The sequence below is a fragment of the Lunatimonas sp. genome, from assembly GCF_020832325.1.
Lineage (GTDB): Bacteria > Bacteroidota > Bacteroidia > Cytophagales > Cyclobacteriaceae > Lunatimonas.
Genome location: NZ_JAFIEU010000029.1, coordinates 93,296 through 116,246, shown reverse-complemented (window position 1 = coordinate 116,246; position 22,951 = coordinate 93,296). Strand labels below are relative to the sequence as shown.

At 49.3% G+C, this 22,951-nt stretch carries 15 protein-coding genes; 13 read left to right on the top strand and 2 right to left on the bottom strand.

From position 1 onward, the window contains the following. Window positions 1-106: 106 nt before the first annotated feature. Window positions 107-1,333, bottom strand: a complete 1,227-nt coding sequence (locus JJU34_RS11325; RefSeq protein WP_228692474.1) for a type II toxin-antitoxin system HipA family toxin — start codon at window positions 1,331-1,333, stop codon at window positions 107-109. Continuing rightward, entirely contained in the window at window positions 1,330-1,638 is a 309-nt protein-coding gene (locus JJU34_RS11320) for a helix-turn-helix transcriptional regulator (protein ID WP_228692473.1), read from the bottom strand. The genes JJU34_RS11325 and JJU34_RS11320 overlap by 4 nt, the downstream gene beginning before the upstream one ends. Window positions 1,639-1,791: 153 nt before the next feature. On the opposite strand from JJU34_RS11320, the gene JJU34_RS11315 reads away from it, so the two are divergent. From JJU34_RS11315 to JJU34_RS11255, 13 genes are all read left to right on the top strand, one after another. Then, window positions 1,792-2,010 (top strand): DUF418 domain-containing protein, encoded by a 219-nt coding sequence (locus JJU34_RS11315; protein ID WP_228692472.1) that lies wholly within the window; start codon window positions 1,792-1,794, stop codon window positions 2,008-2,010. 312 nt (window positions 2,011-2,322) lie between these two features. Next, window positions 2,323-5,394: a TonB-dependent receptor gene (locus JJU34_RS11310; RefSeq protein WP_228692471.1), complete on the top strand. Its 3,072-nt coding sequence runs from the start codon at window positions 2,323-2,325 to the stop codon at window positions 5,392-5,394. Between the two features lie 17 nt (window positions 5,395-5,411). Next, window positions 5,412-6,917 carry a RagB/SusD family nutrient uptake outer membrane protein gene (locus JJU34_RS11305; protein ID WP_228692470.1) on the top strand — a complete coding sequence of 502 codons (1,506 nt, stop codon included), beginning with the start codon at window positions 5,412-5,414 and terminating at the stop codon, window positions 6,915-6,917. Between the two features lie 219 nt (window positions 6,918-7,136). After that, window positions 7,137-10,232 (top strand): TonB-dependent receptor, encoded by a 3,096-nt coding sequence (locus tag JJU34_RS11300; protein WP_228692469.1) that lies wholly within the window; start codon window positions 7,137-7,139, stop codon window positions 10,230-10,232. A gap of 27 nt (window positions 10,233-10,259) precedes the next feature. Then, entirely contained in the window at window positions 10,260-11,765 is a 1,506-nt protein-coding gene (locus JJU34_RS11295) for a RagB/SusD family nutrient uptake outer membrane protein (protein ID WP_228692468.1), read from the top strand. A 231-nt stretch (window positions 11,766-11,996) separates the two neighbouring features. Then, window positions 11,997-14,651 carry a c-type cytochrome gene (locus tag JJU34_RS11290; RefSeq protein WP_228692467.1) on the top strand — a complete coding sequence of 885 codons (2,655 nt, stop codon included), beginning with the start codon at window positions 11,997-11,999 and terminating at the stop codon, window positions 14,649-14,651. Window positions 14,652-14,837: 186 nt separating this feature from the next. Beyond that, window positions 14,838-15,563 (top strand): DUF1080 domain-containing protein, encoded by a 726-nt coding sequence (locus JJU34_RS11285; RefSeq protein WP_228692494.1) that lies wholly within the window; start codon window positions 14,838-14,840, stop codon window positions 15,561-15,563. Window positions 15,564-15,799: 236 nt separating this feature from the next. Next, a complete protein-coding gene (locus JJU34_RS11280) occupies window positions 15,800-16,882 on the top strand; it encodes an aldose 1-epimerase family protein (RefSeq protein WP_228692466.1) in 1,083 nt (360 codons plus the stop codon). 30 nt (window positions 16,883-16,912) lie between these two features. Continuing rightward, window positions 16,913-18,118: a hypothetical protein gene (locus JJU34_RS11275; protein ID WP_228692465.1), complete on the top strand. Its 1,206-nt coding sequence runs from the start codon at window positions 16,913-16,915 to the stop codon at window positions 18,116-18,118. A 118-nt stretch (window positions 18,119-18,236) separates the two neighbouring features. Further along, on the top strand, window positions 18,237-19,268 hold the full coding sequence (locus JJU34_RS11270; protein WP_228692464.1) for a TIM barrel protein: 1,032 nt from the start codon (window positions 18,237-18,239) through the stop codon (window positions 19,266-19,268). A gap of 48 nt (window positions 19,269-19,316) precedes the next feature. After that, entirely contained in the window at window positions 19,317-20,480 is a 1,164-nt protein-coding gene (locus JJU34_RS11265; protein ID WP_228692463.1) for a Gfo/Idh/MocA family oxidoreductase, read from the top strand. Window positions 20,481-21,053: 573 nt separating this feature from the next. After that, on the top strand, window positions 21,054-21,950 hold the full coding sequence (locus JJU34_RS11260; protein ID WP_228692462.1) for an EboA domain-containing protein: 897 nt from the start codon (window positions 21,054-21,056) through the stop codon (window positions 21,948-21,950). An 87-nt stretch (window positions 21,951-22,037) separates the two neighbouring features. Further along, window positions 22,038-22,949 carry a TatD family hydrolase gene (locus JJU34_RS11255; protein ID WP_228692461.1) on the top strand — a complete coding sequence of 304 codons (912 nt, stop codon included), beginning with the start codon at window positions 22,038-22,040 and terminating at the stop codon, window positions 22,947-22,949. Window positions 22,950-22,951: the final 2 nt, after the last annotated feature.

Sequence of the window (22,951 nt, the reverse complement as noted above, 5' to 3'; positions counted from 1 at the left end):
GCAGTCTTTTGTTTTTATGTGGTGTTTTGGTCTCGCGGAGCGTAGGATGTATTGTGTCTCGTAATTCTGTTTAAATCAACTTAGGAATACAGGGTTTTCTCTGCTTTCAAATATTCAGAAATTTGGAAACCAATAGGATGTTTGATTTACTTACTCCGAATTCGGAAGCTAAAGATTCCCATTTGCGTAACGCTGTTTGGGTTTGGTCGATCACGTTATTTACGGTTGTTTTGGAAAGATTTGCCTCCATGGCAAGTTTGGTCAAGTGGTCTATACCTGGATTTTTTCCTTCGCCATATACCAATGTACTTTGCTCTCCGGAGGGTCCTCCAGAGAACGTGAGATCATAGCCCGGTGCCAGTTTCCAAGCACCGGAATGATCCATTAGAAAACTGAAATTCTTGGCATGGTCATCTCTGTTGTGGGCAAGAACGTTAAATACAGCTAAGCGGAACATTTTTTCAACCTCCCGAATATCTTTGGTAAGCGCCCCAGTCAGATTTAAGAGATCCTCGTAGTCAAGTGAGGGTGTTCTGAAATCCGAGTGCAACAAGCCAGCTACGGTGTGCATGTGCTGCCGTATAATCCCGATCCTGTCAAAACGCTTGACAGCAAAGTAGCCAGCTCTTCTTTGGGAATGAAACAGATGGGTGTCGGGCATGATTATGCCAGCGTCTTTTGCCATTACGGAATAGCAGTATTCAATAGCCCCTGCATCCTGCCCGTCTTGCATAGTGTGAAATTTTACGATCCAGGGCTTAAAATCATTTTCCAGCTTTTTTGCACCATGAAGAATGATGCTTTTTGTTTCATCCAGCCCTATCAGGGCCTTGGGGCGAGCTCCTGCCGAGGATCCGTTTAAAGCTAAAAGTTCATTCAAAACTTCCTCTGCGTTTCCCTTCAGAACTTCTTCAGTTTGATTGGCCAAAAGATCCAGATCAATGATATGAGCATCTACCGGTTCACTTTGATCCGGTTCATATACCAACGCTCCCAATCCCCAGAGACCTACATAGGTGAGGCGGTCCAAACTGGAAACAGCTGACGGATGGATACCATTCGCTCGTAGTTTTCGATCAAACAAAAGCCGTCCCCATCCGTCCGGTAAAGAATCCGCAAAAACACCAGCCAAACCCTCAAACGGACGAAGTGGCAATTCTATGACACCGCGTTGCCGCGGTAATTTTAGGGGTGAAATTTCAATTGCCTTTTGCAGAAATTCTTCAGAAAACTCAAAGTATATCCGATGGTCACGAATTGCCAACCGTCCAACAGACTGTATTCCAGATCCAAAATCCAAACCGACCTTTACCGATGAAATTCCGATCTTCATTTTTTACTTCCTCTCTTTCGTGGTTTTTCAGAGTTCTTTGCTAAGACCTCTTCTATGGAATTGAAATTAGTTTTCGAGGCCTTTAAAGCAGTCAGCATATCTTCCAATCCTCCAAGTACCCACATCAATTTAAGGAAGGATTCGAGTGAAATGCTTCCCTTTTGCTCAAACTTCCGAAGCGTGGCAACGGGTACCCCCGAACGGTCAGCCAAGCCTTCTTGAGTTAAATTCTGTGCCAATCGTTTTTCTCGCACGATGGTAGTCAGGATTTGCTGGGCTCTTGCGGGAGAAACAAGTGATATCATGATGGTAATAAAGGTAATATTTATTAAAAGTTAATACAATAATAGTAATTAAATTTGATATTTGTAACGCTCCTCCTAAGACTGAGTTTCTGCCGCCAAAGCAGCGTTCCAATCTAACTATTCAAAATCGTTCTAGTAAGCTTTGCAGGGAGGATGGCATTGACCAACTACCTCATGCAGAAAATTGTAGGTATTTTTCTATTTATCTTTTTAGGGCTCGGCCTTTTCGGTACCCTAGCACCCTCTCGGTTGCTTTTGTTGGGGGTAGTGGTTTTTGGGTTGCAGGTATATGCCTCAAGGGGATACCTAAAAGTATACAAGCAGGGTCCCATGGAGAGTCTATGGAGTAAATTGATCTACCATCACGTCTAGGTTTATTCACAAGTGCCGTGATGATTACCAAGAACCTTTTTTTCTCCTAGTTGACTATCGGCACCTTTGAAAGAAGGATGGGGTATTCCTTCTATGGTCGGGCACCCATTTTTCTACCATCGTCGGATTTGGTTAACTAAAGCTAGAAAAAGTGTTGTTTTTACAGTTTAGTTTTCTTTTGCACTAATTTAAAACAATAGAAAATTTTAAGAAAGCAGGACAGTGCAGGATAGTTCTTTTTTTTAAATTCAGTTATTTTAATATGTTTTGTCAATCAATACAATATCCAAATCAACTCAAACTTTAAGTCGTATGAAAAAAATTTATGATCGATGGATCAGGGGGAAGCTTAGTGTTTTTCTCTGCGCTTTAATGATGATACCGGGATTTCTCCATGCACAGCAGGGCGGAGTTATTTCCGGTAAGGTGGTATCCGCGGAGGATTCCGAGCCCTTGCCTGGGGTGTCTATTTTGGTGAAGGGTACCAACCGGGGTACGGTTACTGACATGGAAGGAGATTTCTCTATTCAGGCAAGTTCTGGTGAAGTGTTGACCGTAAGCTTTATCGGATTTCAAACCACCGAAATCCCGGTGACCACCCAGACGAGGTATCAAATCTCTCTAAACGCTTCTTTGGGAGACTTGGGAGAAGTGGTGGTTGTGGGATACGGATCTCAGCGGAGGGCTGATATTACTTCGGCAGTGTCTGTGATCAACATGGAAAACATCGGCGATGTACCCACCACAAACGTTTCCCGTTTGCTTCAGGGGCAGGCGGCCGGTGTGCAGGTAAGACAGCGTTCCGGCAGGCCCGGTGAGGAAATGGAAATCACTATCCGGGGTCTAGGTTCCCTGGGGGCGGGAAGTCAGCCCCTGTTTGTCGTCGATGGTTTTCCCATCGGCACCTCTCTTGGTCAAAACCTGAACCCCGCCGATATCGAGAGCATTACCGTATTGAAGGATGCCGCCTCTACGGCAATTTATGGTGCGCGAGGTTCCAATGGGGTAATACTCATCACCACCAAATCCGCCAAAGAAGGCAAGGTGGGGATAGACTTTGTAGTAAATCAGGGATTCACGAACGTACCGGACTCACGCAGGACTATCATGATGAATGGCCCCGAGTTTGCCCAATTTAAGAAAGAAAGCTTCCAAGACCGGGTGCGCTATTTTGAAGGAAGGGAACCCTCCTTGGAGGAGATTCCGTTGGAATTCCGTTTTCCGGAGCAGACCCAATACAGCACGGACTGGTTTCAGGAAATCATGAACCAAAACGCCAAATTTCAAAACTACAACGCTACCCTTACAGCAGGTAAAGGCGACATTCGCTCGTTGATCTCGGTAGGCTATGTCAATCAGGAGGGCGCCGTCATCAACACCAATTTTGACCGATTCAACGTGCGTGCAAATATCGATGGCAAGATAAACGATTGGTTGAGTATGGGTTGGAATATAGCCGCCTCGCATTCCCGGGAAAACTATGCCTCTACAGACGGAAGGGATGCGCTAATTGGAAGGGCCCTTTGGGCAGATCCTAGGTATCCGGTTTATAACGAGGATGGGTCTTTTAATTCATACATCGGCGGAACCAACGGTGTCTTTGGAACGGCAAACGTGGTACAGGAGCTGCATGAAATGGAGCGCACACTCAATACCAACAACGTGTTAACAAACGGGTATTTGGAGTTTTCCTTTTTGAAAGACTTTAAATTCCGGACATCTGTGAATGCTACGCTGATCGGAACAGAGCAAAAAGAGTTTCGTCCATCTACCCTTGCAGGTACCGGATTTAATCAACCACCTCCACGGGAGGCGAACCTGTTGCAGCGGGCAGACAATGTGCTGAACATTGCGGCGGATCAGTTGCTTTCTTACAGTAAGGTATTCGGACCGCACCGGGTTGAGGGTCTATTGGGATATTCCGCCCAAGAGGAAACCTTCAAGCGACTCCAAGGAAATGGCAACGAATTCCCCAACGACGTCAACCGCTACCTAAACTCGGCCATTCGTCAGACCTCCAGTTCTGGAGAAAACTCCTGGAGTCTCTTGGCCTATTTCGCCCGCGCCAACTATTCGTTAAACGACAAATACCTGTTTTCCGCATCTATTCGACGGGAAGGTAGTTCACGCTTTGGAGCTAACAACAAATGGGGTAATTTCCCGGCCTTTTCTGCCGGATGGAGGATCTCCGAAGAGGACTTTATGCCTCAGACCAACTGGATTACCGACCTGAAGGTTCGTGCCAGCTACGGTATCACCGGTAACAATGCCATCGGTAACTATTCCAGTTTGTCCAACATGGCGATTTCCAACTATGTATTCGGCGGCAATATTGCCAATGGGCAACGTTTGGCCAATTTTGCCAATGCTAACTTGGGCTGGGAGCAATCCGAGCAAACCGATATTGGAATAGACTTGGCGATGTTTGATAACCGGTTGATCTTTACGGCAGAGTACTACAACCGTCTCACCAATGACATGTTGTTATCGGTAGAGATGCCGATTGTATCTGGATTTGGCTCCTCCCTGGACAATGTGGGTAGTGTGAGAAACCGGGGCGTGGAATTGGCATTGGATTATAGAACGCGGGTAAACCAAGTGAATCTGAGAAGTAACCTGAACTTCACGCTGAACCGAAACAAGGTACTGGAGATTCGTGGGGACAACGATGAAATATGGACCGGAGGATTTTACAGCGTCTACAACGTCTCGAAGGCAGGACGCCCTATGGCCATGTTACACGGATTTAAAATGATGGGTATCTTCAATACCGAGGAGGAAATTTTGGCTTGGCCTGAACAGGACGGAGCCATCCCCGGTACCTATAAGTATTTTGATGCAAACGGAGATGGGGTCATTTCCTATGATCAGCAGGATATGATCGAAATTGGCAATCCACATCCGGACTATGTGATCAACTTGACACTTGGAGGAGACTATAAAAAGTTTGACTTTAATATCTTGTTTACAGGAGCATTTAATTACGATGTGATGCGGAATATCGAAGCCACTACCATGAATATGGACGGGGTATTCAATATCCTGCGTTCAGGAGTCAATCGGTGGCGGTCGCCTGAGAATCCAGGTGATGGAGTTGGTGCTACCACCAATACCTGGAAATGGCAGCGCGAATCCAACTCCCGCTACATCTACGATGCAACGCACGTTTGGCTGAGAAACGTAAGCCTTGGCTATGCAGTACCCAATAATCCAGTGATACCGAATGCGCGTTTGTTTGTAAGTGCGGAAAACCTGTTTCTGTTCACTTCCTATCCTGGGTCCAACCCAGAGGTAAACCAACGCGGAGGCATCAACATCGGTGTAGACGACGAGCGGTATCCAGTTCCGCGTACCTTTACGTTAGGTGCAACTATCAAATTTTAATGCAAACCCCAGTAATCATGAAAAATACAACAGTTTATTCCATAATGGCGGGGATTGTTTTGGCTTGCGCTTCCTGTAGCGACGAGTTTTTGAACAAAGCTGACCCCACGGTCTTGGTGGCCGATAATTTCTATAGCAACGAAAAGGAATTGGAACAGGCAGTAGCCGGTGTTTATGGCATGTTGCGTAACCATTTCAATAACGAGTGGCAGTTCAACGAATACATTTCCGATAATACCACGCTGCACTTCAACGTCGGTAATAGAGGGAATGGGCCTGCGTTGGAAGCCATTGAATTTTGGCAGTACAATGCCGCCACACCAAACGTGGCCACGCTTTATAACAACATCTACAGTGTCATGGTGAACGCCAATACGACCCTGCTTCGGCTTCCAGATGCCAATGCATCGGACGCTGTAAAAAGAAGAGCGGAAGGAGAGATGAAAATGATCCGTGCATACCTGTATTTTCAGTTGGTGCAGCATTTTGGCGATGTGATTATCGTGACCGAACCGGTAAGCACACCCTCGGAGGCCTTTGCCCTAGAGAGGCAACCGGTTGAATCGGTCTATCAGTTGATCTTTTCAGATCTGAACGATGCCATTGCGGCACTTCCGGTTAGCCATCCTTCCAATCAAACCGGTCGGGTAACTAGAGGAGCAGCGCTTTCGCTGCTAGGTAAGGTACACCTTACCCGAAAGGAATATCCGCAGGCAATTGCAGCGCTGAATCAGGTGACTACACTGGGGTACGAATTACTTCCAAACTATGCAGACATCTTTGTACCTGCAAATAAAAACCACAAGGAATCTATTTGGGATATTCAATACCAAGGTGACAACCTGTTTGGAGTACACAGTAGCTTTATCTATACCTTTGCGCCACGGGAATCTGGCGGGGCGGTTATCAATTTTCCCGGTCAGGAAGGTGGAGGATGGAACACCCCAACATTGGATATAATTGCGGCCTATGAACCGAATGATCTGCGAAAAGATGTTTCCTTAAAAGAAGGCTATACCAATCTACAAGGACAATGGGTGCCGGTTCCCTTTATCAACAAGTACAACCATCCCCACACCATTCGAGGTGTCACCAACGACAACTGGCCGGTGATACGGTATGCAGATGTGCTGCTCATGTTGGCGGAAGCGATCAACGAAGCCAGTGGACCTACCGGCGAGGCGTTTGGACACCTAAATGCGATTCGCGAGCGCGCAGGACTGGATCCCTTGAGCGGATTGAGTCAGGCTGCGTTCAGGGAAGCAGTGCTGAAGGAAAGAAGGATTGAACTAGCCTTTGAAAACCACCGTTGGCTGGATCTGAAGCGCACCATGACCACGCCGGAATTGGTGTCGTTCTTGAATGCGTATGGGCTGAGAGAGCGTGCCAATCCAACCACTTCTAGGGGAGGTATTCCCTTTTCCAACGATGATTTTGTATTTGAGGCGTATCAGGTTCTTTTCCCGATACCGGAGGTACAGATGCGGATCAATCCATCTACCCGACAGAATCCGGGTTATTAGAAAATATTTTAAATAGTTTACGTACCCAATTCTGTTTCAGCCAGAGAAGCCTCCAAAAGGAGATTTCTCTGGCTTTTATAATTTTTTCAAGCCAGAGGTTTTTATAAAAGCAGGATAGTACAGGATAGTTTATAGAAATATTCATTTTTAATTAGTAGCAAGTTTAGGAGTTAACTCTTACGCTTTCAATTAATTATTATCCAAAAAAACCAAATTATTATGAAGGTAAATCATTACTTGACGGGGGGCGGTAAAGCGCTGCTCCTGACCTTTGTATCCATGTTGCTCGCTTTGGGCAGCTGGGCACAATCCGCCATCTCGGGCGTAGTTAGGTCCGAGGGCGACAACGAGACCATACCGGGAGTATCCGTGTTGGTCAAAGGCACGACTAGGGGCAGTGTGACTGACCTAGACGGCAGATTTCAAGTCAACGCCTCCCCGGGAGAGGTTTTGACGGTAAGTTACATCGGGTATACCACCAAAGAAGTAACTGTTCAGTCCGGACAGACCAGCTACGACATCTCATTGGCCTCTTCCATGAGCGACCTCTCGGAAGTGGTGGTAGTGGGCTATGGTAGTCAGTTAAAGAAGGAGATTACCGGTGCTGTGCAGAGTGTATCGGGATCTGACCTGTTGGATATGCCGGTTTCACAAATTGGACAGAAGCTGCAAGGACGTCTGGCGGGTGTGCAGATCAACCAGACTACCGGTCGGCCCGGTAGGGGAATGACCATCCGAATTCGTGGGCAGCTTTCCGTTTCCGCGGGTAGTGAGCCTTTGTATGTAGTGGATGGATTTCCCATCACTGGTGACATTGGAGCAATCAACCCAGATGAAATCGAAGACATCACCATCCTGAAGGATGCTGCCTCTACGTCACTGTACGGATCTCGGGCAGCCAATGGGGTAGTCCTCATTACCACTAAGCGTGGCAAAGCAGGACAGACCAATGTGTCCCTGAACTATTACACCGGTCTCCAACAAGTGCCTCATTACAACCGATTGGAAATGATGGATGCCGTGGAATTCGCCCAGTTTAAGAAGGAATTCTTCGAAGATGCAGGCAGACCCGTACCGGCGATGTTTCAAAACCCATCCCAGTATGAAGGGCAAACCCAAGATTGGTACGATGCCTTGCTTCAAACTGCACCCATTTCAAACTATAACCTGACCATTACCTCCAACACCGACCGCGTAAATACCTCGGTGGTGGCAGGCTTCTTTGATCAAAAAGGGGTTGTGTTGAATACGGATTATAAGCGGTATTCCCTTCGATTAAATTCGGAATACAAAGTATCCGACAAGGTTCGGGTAGGCTTTAACCTGGCTCCTATGTACGTAAAAGACAATACCCCGCGAACAGACGGTGATCGAGGTACGGGTATCCTTTTCAACGCATTACATACCTGGCCCAACATGCCTATCTACGACGAAAACGGGGAATTGACTTACTATAACCGATTCCCAGCAGAGACCGGTAATATTTTTGCCTATCCGAATTACGTACGAGCTACACAGGAGATTACCAACGAGACCACCTTGACCAACGTATTGGCCAACGGTATGGTGCAGTATACCCCCATGAAGGGTTTGGTGATCAAATCCACCATCAATGCAGAGCTGAGAAATCAGGATTATTTCTGGTTCAACCCTTCCACCGCTACGGCAGGTATGAACGTGCCTATCCCGACGGTGGCCATGTCGATCCGTGAGGGTCTTCAGGACTTCTCTTGGCTGAACGAAAACTTGGTAACCTATTCCAAGAGTTTTAACGATCATAACTTCGAGCTATTAGGTGGTTATACCAACCAACATTTCCGTAGAGAAACTACGAGGGTGCAGGCCGATACCTACGCGGAAGATAGACTGCCCACCGTACAAGGCGCCATCAATATCAACCGAGGAGGTACTAACAATACCGTAAATGAATGGGCGTTGACATCTGTGCTTTCCCGATTGAACTACAACTACCAAGGAAAATACCTGTTTACGGCGGCTGTAAGGGCTGACGGATCTTCCAGATTCGGAACAGAAAACCGTTGGGGTGTATTTCCTTCCGTTTCTGCAGGTTGGGTCATGTCGGATGAAGGATTCTTAAACACCAGCGATAAGGTATCCTTTATGAAGGTTCGAGGTAGCTACGGTGTCACTGGTAATAACAACATCGGTAACTACACACACTACGCGCTGATCAACAATACCGTTAACCACGTCTTTAACAATAACGTGGCCCCCGGTGCTGCTGTGAGTTCCTTGGCAAACCCTTTCCTAGGCTGGGAGACCACCCATCAGGTAGACCTTGGATTGGATTTGGGATTGTTTGATGACAGGATTACCTTGATGTACGACTACTTCAACAAATCAACCACTAACCTGTTGTACGCTGTTCAGATTCCACAGGAGTCCGGTTTTGGTAGCTTCAACGATAACATCGGAGAACTTAGATTCTGGGGTCATGAAATTGCTTTAAACACGCGGAATACCGAAGGTAGGCTGAAGTGGACCACCAATGCGAACATCTCCTTTGTGAGAAATCGTGTAGAGGCACTTGCTGACGGGATCGACCGCATCTACGGTACCTTCCACATTACCCAAGTAGGACAACCCTTCGGTATGTTCTATGGCTTGGTGAAAGAGGGATTTTACATGAACGAAGAGGATCTAGCCAACTCTCCCCAAGTACCGGGTCGATCTACGGTAGGTTCCATCAAATTTAAGGATGTCAACGGTGACGGCATCATCACTTACGGGGGTAGTAACGACGACCGTCAGATCATAGGTAACCCATTTCCTAAATTCACCTACGGCATCGTGAATAACTTCCAGTTCGGCAAGTGGGATGCAAGTATCGTGGGATCTGGTTCATATGGAAATCAGCTTTGGATGAGACACCTTTACAGTACAGCTAACTTAGACGGGGTGTTTAACATGGTTCGAAGGGCTGCGGATCGTTTTCGTTCGCCTGAAAACCCAGGTGCAGGGATATTCGGTACCACCGTGGGTGGCGGTAACGTAACGGGAGTAGAGCGGGATTGGCATAGTAGCCATTTCGTATACGACGCTTCTTTCTTTAGCATCAAAAACCTGACAGTAGGATACAACTTAGGAGCTATCCAAAAATTTGTAAGCTCCGCGAGGATTTATGCTTCCGTGCAGAACCTGTACGTATTCACGAATTACTGGGGAGGTTCCAATCCAGAGGTAAGTATGCAGGGAAATGGCCAGGGTGACGGTGGTAACCTCTCCCAGGGGGTTGACCTTTCTGCCTATCCAGTTCCACGTACCATCACAATAGGAGCTAATTTGAACTTTTAATGTGGTACTACCTAAATTGAAACAATCATGAAAAAGATATCAATATTATTTGCACTAGTTGCAGTTATCCTTTCCAGTTGCGAGGATTTCCTGACCGTGGTGCCCGAGACTAACCTAAGTACGGCTACCTTCTTTCAGAGTGAAGCGGACTTTCAGCAAGCTGTGAATGCGGCTTATGCCCCCATGAGGTCCATCGTGAATGATCGGGCTTGGATGCTCTCTGAGATGCGTTCTGACAACACCATGTATGCCAGGAATATCATGTTCGGTGCTACCGAACAGCAGGAGGACATTTCCGATCATGCTATACCCGATGCACAAGGCATCAATGCCAATACGCACGTGCTGAACCATTGGCGCTTGGATTATCAAATCATTGCCAGGACCAATCAGATCCTGACAACGATTGACGACGTGGATTTCAATGCAAACTCCAAAGCCAATATCAAGGGGCAAGCTCTGTTTTTGCGGGCAATCGCCTACTACGATTTGGCTAGGTATTTTGGCAGTGTCCCCATTCACTTGGCGCCTGTTATGACGCGTGAAGAGGCTGGCCGTCCGCTGTCTCCGGAAGCCGACGTGTACGCTCAAATCATCAGCGATGTGCAGGCAGCCATACCCTTGCTTCCCAATCGTTCGCAGCAGGAGCTTGGCAGGGTGACTTCCGGTGCCGCCAGAATGTTGTTGGCAGATGTGTTTATCCGTCAGCAGCGCTGGGGTGAAGCAGAAACACTGCTGAAAGAAATCGTTAGTAGCGGTCAATACCAGTTGATCCCTGATTACGAGGATGTCTTTAGCGAGAGTACTGGAAACAAGAACAACATCGAGTCCATCTTTGAAGTACAGTTCTTGGAAGGCCCTCAGGGCTTGAACGGCAACTTCGTGTACCAGTTTATGCCAAGACCTATCCTTCCTGCTGAAATCGCGCCGTTGACTGGAACGTCGAATCCACAAAACTTGGATGGACAAGGGAACAACGTGCCAACTCCGGATATCATTGCAGCCTATGAGGCGGGTGACGAGCGAAAAGATGCATCTATCGGCTTTGTGACACTCAGTGGAAGTTTGAGGGCAAATAAATCATTCCCTTACATCAAAAAATACACCAAGCCCCACGCGCTGCATAACAACCACGGAATAAATTGGCCCATTTATCGCTATGCAGAGACGTTGTTGTTCCTCGCAGAAGCATTAAACGAGCAGGGAAAGACCACGGAGGCTGCCGAGTATTTGGACATGGTGAGAAATCGGGCCGGTTTGGGTAACACCACAGCGGCTTCACAGGGAGCCATGAGGGATGCCATCATGCAGGAAAGAAGGGTAGAGCTGGCCTTTGAAAACAAGCGTTGGCATGACCTGACCCGTACGGATACTTATAGGCAGGTAATCACGGATTTTGCCAACAGGGCAAAAGCCGATCCTGAAACCTATTACTATCCAGCGGGAAATACCTTCCGAAGCCACGCTTTTGGAAATATTACCAAGTTCTACACGCTGCCTGCGGCTGAATCGGAGATTACTCCGCACTTCTAATCCGATTCTTCGGAGATACAGGTAGTATTTCAAACCTTGAGCACCGGAATGGCAGCATCTAAACTGCCCTCCGGTGCTTACTTGGTTTCTTTTGGCAACAGGCCAAAATTTATAAATGGCACACTCATCCCACCATCGGTTTTTGTTTGCCGATAATATGCGATAACTTTCACTCTCGTTCCAAACTGCATGATAGAACTATACACGAGTAACAACAATAACAAATAACCAATGAATTATAAACAAGCATTTAAGCACTTTCCGTTGCTGCTACTTTCCGCCCTGCTAGTTGCCTGCGGTGGTCAGCAAGAAACGCGGGAACCCAACCCCAAGGTGGATAAGTTGAAATTTCCATCGGGGTTTGAAGTGGAGCACCTGTATAGTCCCGGCGAAAACGACCAAGGGTCTTGGGTGGGCATGACCTTTGACGATAAAGGAAGAATGATCACTTCCGATCAGTATGGCGCCATTTATAGACTGGAGGTTCCGGCCATCGGATCCGATTCCCTTACCCCCAAAGTGGAGAAGTTGAAGATCGGTCCAAACGGGGACGAGAAGTTGGGAATGGGCTTTGCCCAGGCTGTTACGTATGCGTTCAACAGCTTGTACGTGATGGTGAACCACAACCCCAACGATCAATTTGACAAAGCTACCGGGCTGTATCGCTTGAAAGATACCAATGGGGACGATCAGTTTGACGAAGTCATTGAAGTCCGGACCTTCACAGGAGGACAGGGAGAGCACGGACCGCATAGCATTGTGATTTCTCCCGATGGCAAATCCCTCTACATTGTAGTAGGAAACCACATCGATGTCCCCGAGATGGATCACTACCGTATTCCCCGCGTGTGGGAAGACGATAATCTCCTTCCAGAGATCAAAGATCCCCGAGGACACGCCAATAATCGAGGTGCACCCGGTGGATGGATTGCCAAGATCGATCCGGAAGGAAAACACTGGGAACTTATCAGCGTAGGTTTCCGAAATGAATTTGACATTGCTTTCAACGAAGTAGGAGACATCTTCACCTACGATTCCGATATGGAATGGGACTTTGGTATGCCTTGGTACCGACCCACCCGCATCAATCACGTGACTAGCGGCAGTGAATTTGGCTGGAGAACCGGCAACCAGAAATGGTCTCCTGATTATACAGACAACCTTCCTGCTATCCTGAATATCGGTCAGGGATCTCCTACCAATGTGGTTTCCGGGGCCAATTCCAAGTTTCCGGAAAAGTACCGCAGATCCATCTTTGCCTTTGATTGGAGCTTTGGGATTATTTATGCCATGCAGATGATTCCGGAGGGAGGAACCTATACGGTAAAAGCAGAAGAGTTTATCTCCGGGTCTCCCCTACCGCTTACGGATGGTATATTTGGTCCGGACGGAGCGTTTTATTTTGCAACGGGCGGACGTAGGCTGGAATCAGATCTTTACCGAGTCTATTACACGGGGGATCTAAGCAAGGAGCAAAAGCAAGTGCTGAAAGTGGAAGACCTTCCTGAGGAGCACAAAATCCGTCGAAAGCTAGAGGAATTTCATGTGGGAGGACCCAAGGCCGGCGCTATCGAGGCAGCTTGGCCGCATCTGAGCCATGCAGATCGCTTTGTGCAATATGCGGCACGGATCGCTGTGGAACATCAACCAGTAAGCCAATGGCAAGCAAAGGCTTTGGCCGAGGAGAACCCAAGGGCCTTGGCGCAGGCAATTATTGCACTGGCAAGGCACGGAAGCAAGTCCCAGTTAAACGGGATGCTGGAAGCACTGATGCGACCTGATTTCGGATCATTGAAAGAGGAGGATCAGATGAATTTAAGTCGTGCATTTGAAGTCGTATTGTTTCGTCACGGAATTCCAACTGGTGCCTTACGCAATCAAGTGATTACCTATTTGGATGATCACTTCCCCGGATCTACCAACCGGCTAAACCGGGTAATGGGCAAGGTACTGGTGAAGCTCGAGGCGCCGTCTGCCGTGCCGAAGTTACTGGCGCTATTGGAGACTGCCGAGGACGATCCCAATTATCAAAAGACCTTTACCGCCTCCTCGGATCTGATCATGAGGAACCCTCAGTATGGGCTGGACATCGCCGGCATGTTGGCTGCGGTACCCCCTGCACAACAAACCTATTATGCCACTATTCTGGGCGGTGCCAAAGCAGGTTGGAACGACCAGAATTACGAGAAGTATTTTACATGGATCGACAATGCCTTCCAGTACAAAGGAGGCCGAAGCTATGTAGGGTTTATAGATCGAGCCAGAAAAATGGCATTGGCTACAGTTCCCAAGGACAAGTTTGATCACTACAACAAAATGTCCGGTGCAGAAAGGTTGACAGGTACCGGAAACGACCTCCAAGTGGCAGCCGTGCAGCCTGAAGGCCCCGGACGTCGATGGACGGTTGAGGAAGCGGAACCATTGATGGAGCAGTTGGCAGGCAGAGATTTTGAAAAAGGCCATGCCATGTATCAGGCCACGCTCTGCCAATCCTGCCATGCGATGCGCGGCGAAGGCGGCGCAGTGGGTCCCGACCTGACGCAGTTGGGAACGCGCTTTTCGCCAAGGGATATCCTAGACGCAACCATCAACCCCAGCGCGGAAATATCCGATCAATACGAGGCGACTGTATTCGTGATGAACGACGAATCCACCGTGGTGGGCAGGTTGATTACGGAAGAAAACGGTGTCTACCACGTTTCTCAAAATCCATTTGCACCCAACGATCTCAGGGAAATACCCAAGAGCCAGGTGAAATCCACGAAGGTTTCAGAGGTTTCCGTCATGCTCCCCGGTCTGATCAACAGGCTGAACGAAGAGGAATTGAAGGACCTGATGGCCTACCTTATTTCCGGAGGTAATCCGGAGCACGAGGTATTCCAATAAACAACGATCGATCAGGTAAGTCTGCTTTTCGGAGTCTGGAGGGGGTATATGTTACCACCCTCGGTTCCGGAAAGTAGCCTTCCTGATTTTTTTGATTATTCCATGGCCTGTTCCTTCAATAGAGGATTGGCTCTTACCAAAACACCCAGTACCATGACAAAAAACATCTTACCTCTGTTGGCCTGTATGGCCCTTATAGTATTCAGTTGTAACGGGCAGCGTGCCGCGCAGTCCGGCAGCAAAGATAGATTTAAATCCATCTTTGACGGCAAGACCCTTTCCGGTTGGGAAGGAGATGCGACCTATTGGCGCGTTGAAAATGGGAGCATCGTCGGCGAGCTGACGGAAGATACCCCGCTAAAAGCAAATACCTTTTTGATCTGGGAAGGTGGGCAGCCTGCTGATTTTGAATTGAAGGGAGAATTCCGGATCTCCGAGCGGGGAAACTCCGGTATTCAATATCGAAGCGATAGGGTAGCGGATGTCCCCTTCGCGTTGAGAGGTTACCAAGCGGACATCGATGGTAGAAATGCCTACACCGGACAAAACTACGAAGAGCGTAAGCGTACCACACTGGCCTACCGTGGTCAAAAAACCAAGATCAATCCCCAGCCAGGTGGAGGAAATCCCCGCGATTATGTAGAACGGAACGCATGGAAGGGGCTCGAAGTAATCGAGGAGTTGGGTGACCGCGACGCGCTGAAGGAGAAGATCAAAGCAGAAGACTGGAATACCTTTCATTTGGTCATCAAAGGAAACCGTCTGCAGCACTACATCAACGGCGTGCTTATGAGTGACGTGACCGACGAGGATCCTGCTAACCGGGCAGACTCCGGGTATTTGGGCATTCAGGTGCATGTAGGCCCACCGATGAAGGTAGAGTTAAAAAATTTGTACCTGAAAGAGCTTTAGTCCATCAATAGCACCTGTCCCTGGGTAGCGGAATTTTGTGTTGGAATTTCCAAATTTATTAGACCGCCATTGTACCGTCAGGGACTCGTTTGTCAGAGAAATAATAGATTATTTGGCAGGTAGCACCAGATTTTAATTGTACAGGCTAACCACTTCCAGACTGCGTTTGAAGTACCCGACACAGCAGGATAGTGGTTAGCTTTTGATTGCGTATATTGGGAGTGGAAAAAAGTAACATGGACAACAATACAGAGGAGTTAAAGCACAGGATGCGCGGAAAGGTTGGAAACCGCTGTCAGGTGGGCGGAATAGAGCTTGCTGTTTTGGACAATGGTCCTGCAAGGGGCAGCCGGATTGCTTGGATAGATACTGGTGCCGGTCTCCGCTACAAAGTGCTTTTGGACAGGGGAATGGATATTGCTGAGGCATTTTACCAGCAGCATTCCTTGGCTTGGATGAGCCATTCGGGTCCGGTCAATCCCCAGCCCATGTCGGATCGGGGGATAGATTGGTTGCGCACCTTTGGTGGTGGTCTGATGACTACCTGTGGGTTGAGCCATGCCGGGGGGCCGGAAGAAGATACGTTCGGAAGCAGGGGACTTCATGGCCGGATCAGCAATACCCCAGCCGAGCTAATTCAGGTAGACCAACCTGACCCCCTGATAGGAAAAATGGACTTCTGTCTTGTGGGAGAGATCTTTGAAAGCCAAGTGTTTGGCCCCCACCTGCTGCTTCGCCGAAAAATCAGCGGAGCCTTGGGGAATCCCACCCTACGTGTGGAGGACGAAGTAGTCAACCGGGGAAATACACAGGCGCCTCACATGCTGTTGTACCACCTGAACTTGGGGTGGCCGCTGCTCGATGAAGGGGCAGAGATCGTGTGGTCGGGAAACTGGCACTCACGGGATCAAGATCCCAATAACCGAATCTTTAACTTGTTCAATAATTTCAAAGCCTGCCCAGCACCGCGGGCAGACCATGCGGGCAGCGGGGAGGACGTGGCCTTTATAGACGTGGCAGCGGACGACGCCGGGCGCTGTTTCACCGGGGTATATAACCCTCGTTTGGGCTTTGCGCTACAGATCGCATTTGAGAAAAAGCAGTTGCCCTGGCTGATCAATTGGCAGCATTGGGGTACCAATGAATACGTAATGGCCTTGGAGCCTGGGACCAACCCGCCCATAGGTCAGGCCAAAGCCCGGGAGGAGGGAACATTGATTTTCTTGGAGCCCGGAGAGTCACGCAGCTACCGATTGGATTTTGAAGTCCTGCATGAACCCACTGCCATCGAAACATTAACGAAGTGGAATTCTATCTAAAATAACTAACAATAAATCGATTTACTACCTATGAGTTTGGCAAAAAAAGCATTAGAAGAAGGCCAGGGTATTTTGAGACTGGCTCCTAACTGGGTTCCCCGTTCATTTTGCGTACCCGGAAGAAGGATCAAGCTGCATCCAGATGATTATTACATCTTGGGCGGCGAGCGCGGTGGCATTGACGAGCGTTGGTTTTCATCCACCACCCCCGCCGAAAACGGTCCGCTGACAGGCAAAGACGAAGGCTTGAGCAAAGTGGTAGTGGGTCCTGACGGCAAAGAGGAATTGATTCTGTTGAAGGATGTAATCGACGAGCTTCAAGGAGCCATCATTGGAGATCGTATCTGGAACGAGTACAAAAGCTGGCCCATGTACTCCAAGTTTTTTGACAACATGGGGCCTCTTCCCCACCACATACACCACAACGACGAGCATGCCGCCAAAGTAGGCCAAAAAGGCAAGCCCGAGGCCTATTACTTCCCGCCTCAGTTGAACAACCACGGGGGAGATTTCCCCTACACCTTCTTTGGCATTGCGCCAGGTACCACCAAAGAGCAGATCAAAGAATGCTTGATGAATTTTACAAAGGGCGATAATAAGATCACCAACTATTCCCAAGCCTTCAGGCTGCAGCCGGGAACCGGATGGGATGTGCCTCCGGGGATGCTTCACGCACCGGGCAGCTTGTGTACCTACGAGCCGCAGAAGGCTTCTGACGTGTTTGCCATGTACCAGTCGCTGGTAAACGAGGCGATTATACCCGAAGAACTGCTTTGGAAGGGTACGCCCAAAGACCGAATCGGTGACTACGATCAATTGATGGAGGTGATCGATTGGGAACTGAACGTTAACCCCAACCTGCTTGAGACGCGCTTTATGGAGCCTATTCCGGTGAAGCCGTTGGAGGAAATGGAAGCAGCTGGATACATTGACAAGTGGATTTGTTACCGTTCGGCTGATTTTTCCGCGAAGGAATTAACCGTCCTACCCGGACAGACGGTCGTTATCAAAGACAGCGCTGCCTATGGCTTTATCATGATGCAAGGGCATGGTACCATCGGTGTATGGGATATCGAAACCCCTGCGTTGATCCGTTACGGGCAGCTTACCCACGACGAGTATTTCGTGACGGAAAACGCCGCCATGGAAGGGGTGAAGATCACCAATCTCTCCAAGACAGACCCTATCGTGATGCTCAAGCATTTCGGGCCGAACAATCCGGATCTGAAATTGTAAACATCGACTGGAGAAAGGCGTTAAAATATGCGTATATTCTAGGATAAATGCATTATTTTTATCCGCCTTACTTCTACTAGTACATTAATCAGTTAGTTAATCTAAAACCATTTTAATTATGTCCCAAAATAATTTTCCAAAGTTACATAATGCTACTTGGCCTGGGATTGTAGGTAAAGGGCCTGATTCCGAGCCGGTAATTTCACTGGACGAGATGCTTCAATTCACCGCCAATGCAGAGGTAGACGGTGTCAAGTTTGACGGTGTGGATGTGGGGTTGTTTGAACCCCATGTAAACTTGGAAGGCGGAGATGACGAGGCCAAGAGGCTGGCAGACAAAGTCTCGGCTTTAGGCCTAAAGATTGGCAGTGTGGTAGCACCCATCTGGGGTGGCCCCATACTAGGCTCCGACGAAGATAGAGGTATTTACCTCGATATGGTGGAGAAGTCCTGCAAATTTGCCCAAAAGCTGAAAGACCTTGGAGTAAGAGAATACGGCATCGTGCGCGTGGACACTGCCAGCAGCCCAGAGCAATGGGCGAAGGATCCAAAAGGAAGTCAGAAAGTCATTGTAGAGACGCTAAAAGAAGCTGCCAATATCGCCGGCAACTACGGGGAGAGGCTGGCGGCCGAAGGCGAAATCTGCTGGGGCGGTATGCACTCTTGGAAAACCATGCTGGAGACGCTGGAATCGGTAAACAGCCCGAATCTGGGCTTTCAGGCCGATATGGCCCATACCCTGCTCTATACCATGGGATACAACTATCCCGAGCATAGAATCCTTCCCGAAGGCTATGACTGGAAGGATCGAGGCGTATTGAAGGCTGCGCTGAAAGAAATGACTGCAGCGCTGCGGCCATGGACGATTGATTTTCACGTAGCTCAAAATGACGGCACCGTGTTCGGTTCAGGATCTCACGACAAGACCGGCAGACACTGTCTGGCGACAGACCCCAATGGGAAGCTGGTTGTAGCAGAAGATGCAGCGTTCTGGCTGAGGGATGAAAGCGGTGAGCTGACCAAAGCGTTTAAGCATATCTGCTGGGATGGCTGTATGTTCCCCAACGCCGTCATGGGCAAGCAACAGACTTGGAACGATATCCTAGCGGCACTTATCCAAGTGCGAAACGCCCACGGCTGGAGTGAATAGATTCCGCAGTTTCTTTGATGTAGTTTTAACGTTAAATGTGAAATAACCATGAGTGAAAAGAAGCCAATACGAATTGCCATGATCGGTACGGGTTTGATGGGAAGAATCCATACCAACGGATATAAAAGACTGGGAGACTTCTTTCCCGAATACGAATACCGTCCGGTGTTGCAGGTAGCCTGTTCACGTAGGGAGGAAAAAATTAAGGCCTTTGCCGAGCAGTGGGGCTATGCCTCCTACGAAACAGACTGGAGAAAAGTAATCGAGCGCGACGATGTAGACGCCGTGGATATCTGTACGCCCAACGACACCCACGCCGAGATTTCCATCGCCGCCGCCAAGGCCGGTAAAATGATCCTTTGCGAAAAACCCCTGGCACGTACGCTGGCGGAAGCCAAAGAAATGGTGGAGGTGATCGAAAAGGCAGGAGTGAAAAATACCGTTTGGTACAACTACCGACGGATCCCCGCGGTGACCCTTGCCAAGCAGGTGGTGGAATCCGGTAAATTGGGAAAAATATTCCACTACAGGGCCAATTTCCTACAGGATTGGACCATTAGCCCGGATTTGCCTCAGGGCGGTGATGCGCTGTGGAGGTTGGATGTGGACGCAGCTGGATCCGGAGTTACCGGTGACCTGTTGGCACACTGTGTGGATACAGCGATGTGGCTAAACGGTGGTATCAAGGACGTTTCCGCAGTGACGGAGACCTTTATCAAGGAGCGGGTGCACCAAGGTAGCGGAGAGAAGAAGAAAGTTGGTATTGACGATGCCTGTCTATTCCACTGCCACTTTGATAACGGTTCCCTGGGCTTGTTTGAGGCTACCCGGTATGCACGTGGACACAAGGCGCTATATACCTTCGAAATCAACGGAGAGCACGCGTCTATCCGTTGGGACCTGCACGACATGAACCGGCTGGAATACTTTGATCATAGTGATGATTCGATCGTAAGAGGTTGGAGATCCATCCACGTGACGGACGGCGATCAGCCTTATATGAACCGATGGTGGATACCCGGTACCAGCGTGGGGTATGAGCATTCCTTTATCCATCAGGTGGCGGACTTCTTCAAGAGCTTGGAGACCGGCGAGCCCTGTCACCCTACCTTCCGCGACGCCTACGAGACACAGAAGGTATGTCAGGCTGTGCTCGACTCTGCGGCCTCCCGTAGCTGGAAAGATACCGGCGTGGATTGGGTGGAAAAGTAAAGATTGAATGAAGCCGATAGGATCGGTTTGATTTAATAGCTATAGGCCCGGGGCAATGTTCCGGGCTTTTTTGTTGGATGGTGATTGTGATAGCGTTCAATCGGTCAATTGTAGGTATAGGGGTTTAGCCCTGACATCTTTATGGATGTGAATTTGGGACGGACCGGCTCAATTTTTGGAGAGGGATTTTTTTCGTTCCTGGAAATCCGGGCGATGGTTATGTGTTTATATCCGACTGGCAGGGCAGATAAGATGTATCGGCTACGCCGCTCATTGTTGACGGGGTCTATTTATTTCTACTAAGATTACAGGGCTACGCCCCTGGAGATTTATTGGTGAGATACGTTTTGAACAAACCGGATTGATCCATTAAAGTCATGATTGCAGGACGAGTCACTCGCGATCATCCGATGACTTACTTCCCTGAAACAGCCTTGCTCCCATCCACCGTTAATCCCTTACCTTTTGCATCCGGTTTTTGTCCTGCCCACTCGTCAAAAACCGCAGCCTTTTCGCCTTCCTCCGTCAAAATAATGCTAACTTTACAGAGTTGTAGCTGTTACACCTCTAGCCATGAATACCCCATTGGACCACTCCCGGATAACCACCTATTTACTGGAAAACCTGCAGCAGCAGACCCCCTCCGGGGCCACGGAATGGCTGCAGGCCCAAGCCGTAAAGATCGCAGGAGCAGATAAGGCCTCCCCGCTCTTTATTGCCTTCGGCCAAGCCTCCAGGTATTTTCCCAAAGAGGCATTTGCCCTCACCACCGAAGCCGTGGCAAGTGCCAAAAAACTACGGAAAGATTGGAGACCGGAAACCTGGGATCAGCTCAAGGCGGCACGGGCTTTTCTGGTTTTGCACCTGAATGCATCCGATGCCGACTGGTGGATGGCACAGCTTAGCCGCCTCTTTGAGACGGGCGATATGTACGAGTTGGAGGCACTCTATGCCGCCCTTTGCATCCTGCCCCACCAAGGCAGGCTGGCACAGCGGGCTTCCGAAGGCCTGCGCTCCAATATCAGTACGGTATTCGACGCCGTGGCGCTGAACAATCCCTTTCCTTCCGAGCAGCTCAACGAAATGGCCTGGAATCAACTGGTGCTGAAAGCCATCTTCCTGCAACGCCCCCTGTGCCAAATCATCGGCTCCGATAGCCGCAACAATGCCAACCTGGCCGATACGCTGCTCGACGCCGTGCGGGAACGGTGGTCGGCAAACCGTAGCGTGATGCCGGAACTCTGGCGCTACGTGGGGCCGTTTATAGACGACAGCAACTTCTACCTTATTGAAAAGCTCTTTGATCAGGGAAGCACACTGGAACTGCAGGCCGGCATGCTGGCCCTGGCAGTGAGCAACTATCCTCCTGCACAGGAGTTGATGGGCAGGCATCCGGAAATACGCCGTCAAATCGAATCAGGGGAGGTAACCTGGGACAGCGTGGGCAGACAATACGTTCCCTTTTCCTAAGGGCCTGTACTTAGGAGCCGGTCCAAAAGGCAGAAGCCTTGAAAAACAACCCGAAAATAGTTAGGTTAGCATAAATATTCCTACGCGATGATGTACTTAGATCCACATATCCATATGGTCTCCCGGACCACCAACGACTACAAAGCGATGAAAAAAGCGGGCATTGTGGCCGTGATCGAACCCGCATTCTGGCTGGGGCAGCCCCGCACGACGGTGGGCAGTTTTCAGGATTATTTCAGTACCCTGGTGGGCTGGGAGCGCTTTCGGGCCAAGCAATTTGGCATCAAGCACTACTGCACCATCGGCCTGAACAGCAAGGAAGCCAACAACGTGGCTCTGGCCGAGGAGGTCATGGAGTTGCTGCCACTCTATGCGGGGAAGGAAGGCGTGGTAGCCATCGGTGAGATCGGCTACGACGATCAGACTGAGGCGGAAGACCGATTCTTCCGGGCCCAACTGGAGCTGGCCAAGGAAATGAACCTGCCGGTGATGATTCATACCCCCCACCGGGACAAACGAAAGGGCACCCTGCGCAGCATGGCCGTATGCGAGGAGCATGGAATGGATCCTACGATGGTGGTGGTGGACCACAACAACGAAGAAACGGTAAGAGACGTGCTGGACAGGGGCTATTGGGCCGGATTCACCATCTACCCACACTCCAAGATGGACAGCACCCGCATGGCGGTGGTGGTGGAGCAGTATGGTCCGGATCGGATCATCGTGGACAGTTCGGCCGATTGGGGAGTAAGTGATCCCCTTGCCGTACCCAGAACCGCCCAGATCATGCGAGACCGGGGCATATCCGAAGCACATATTCGGATGACCTGTTACCAAAATGCGCTCGATATCTACGGCAAAAGCGGACAGATAAAAGAAAGCGACTGGCTAAGCCGGGCGCCCATCAATCAGACCGAACTCCACGACGGCAACTCCGTCTTGCGCGGTCAGACCCCTCTGGTGGAGGATGAAGCCTCGGTAAAATCTAACGGCAACTAAGC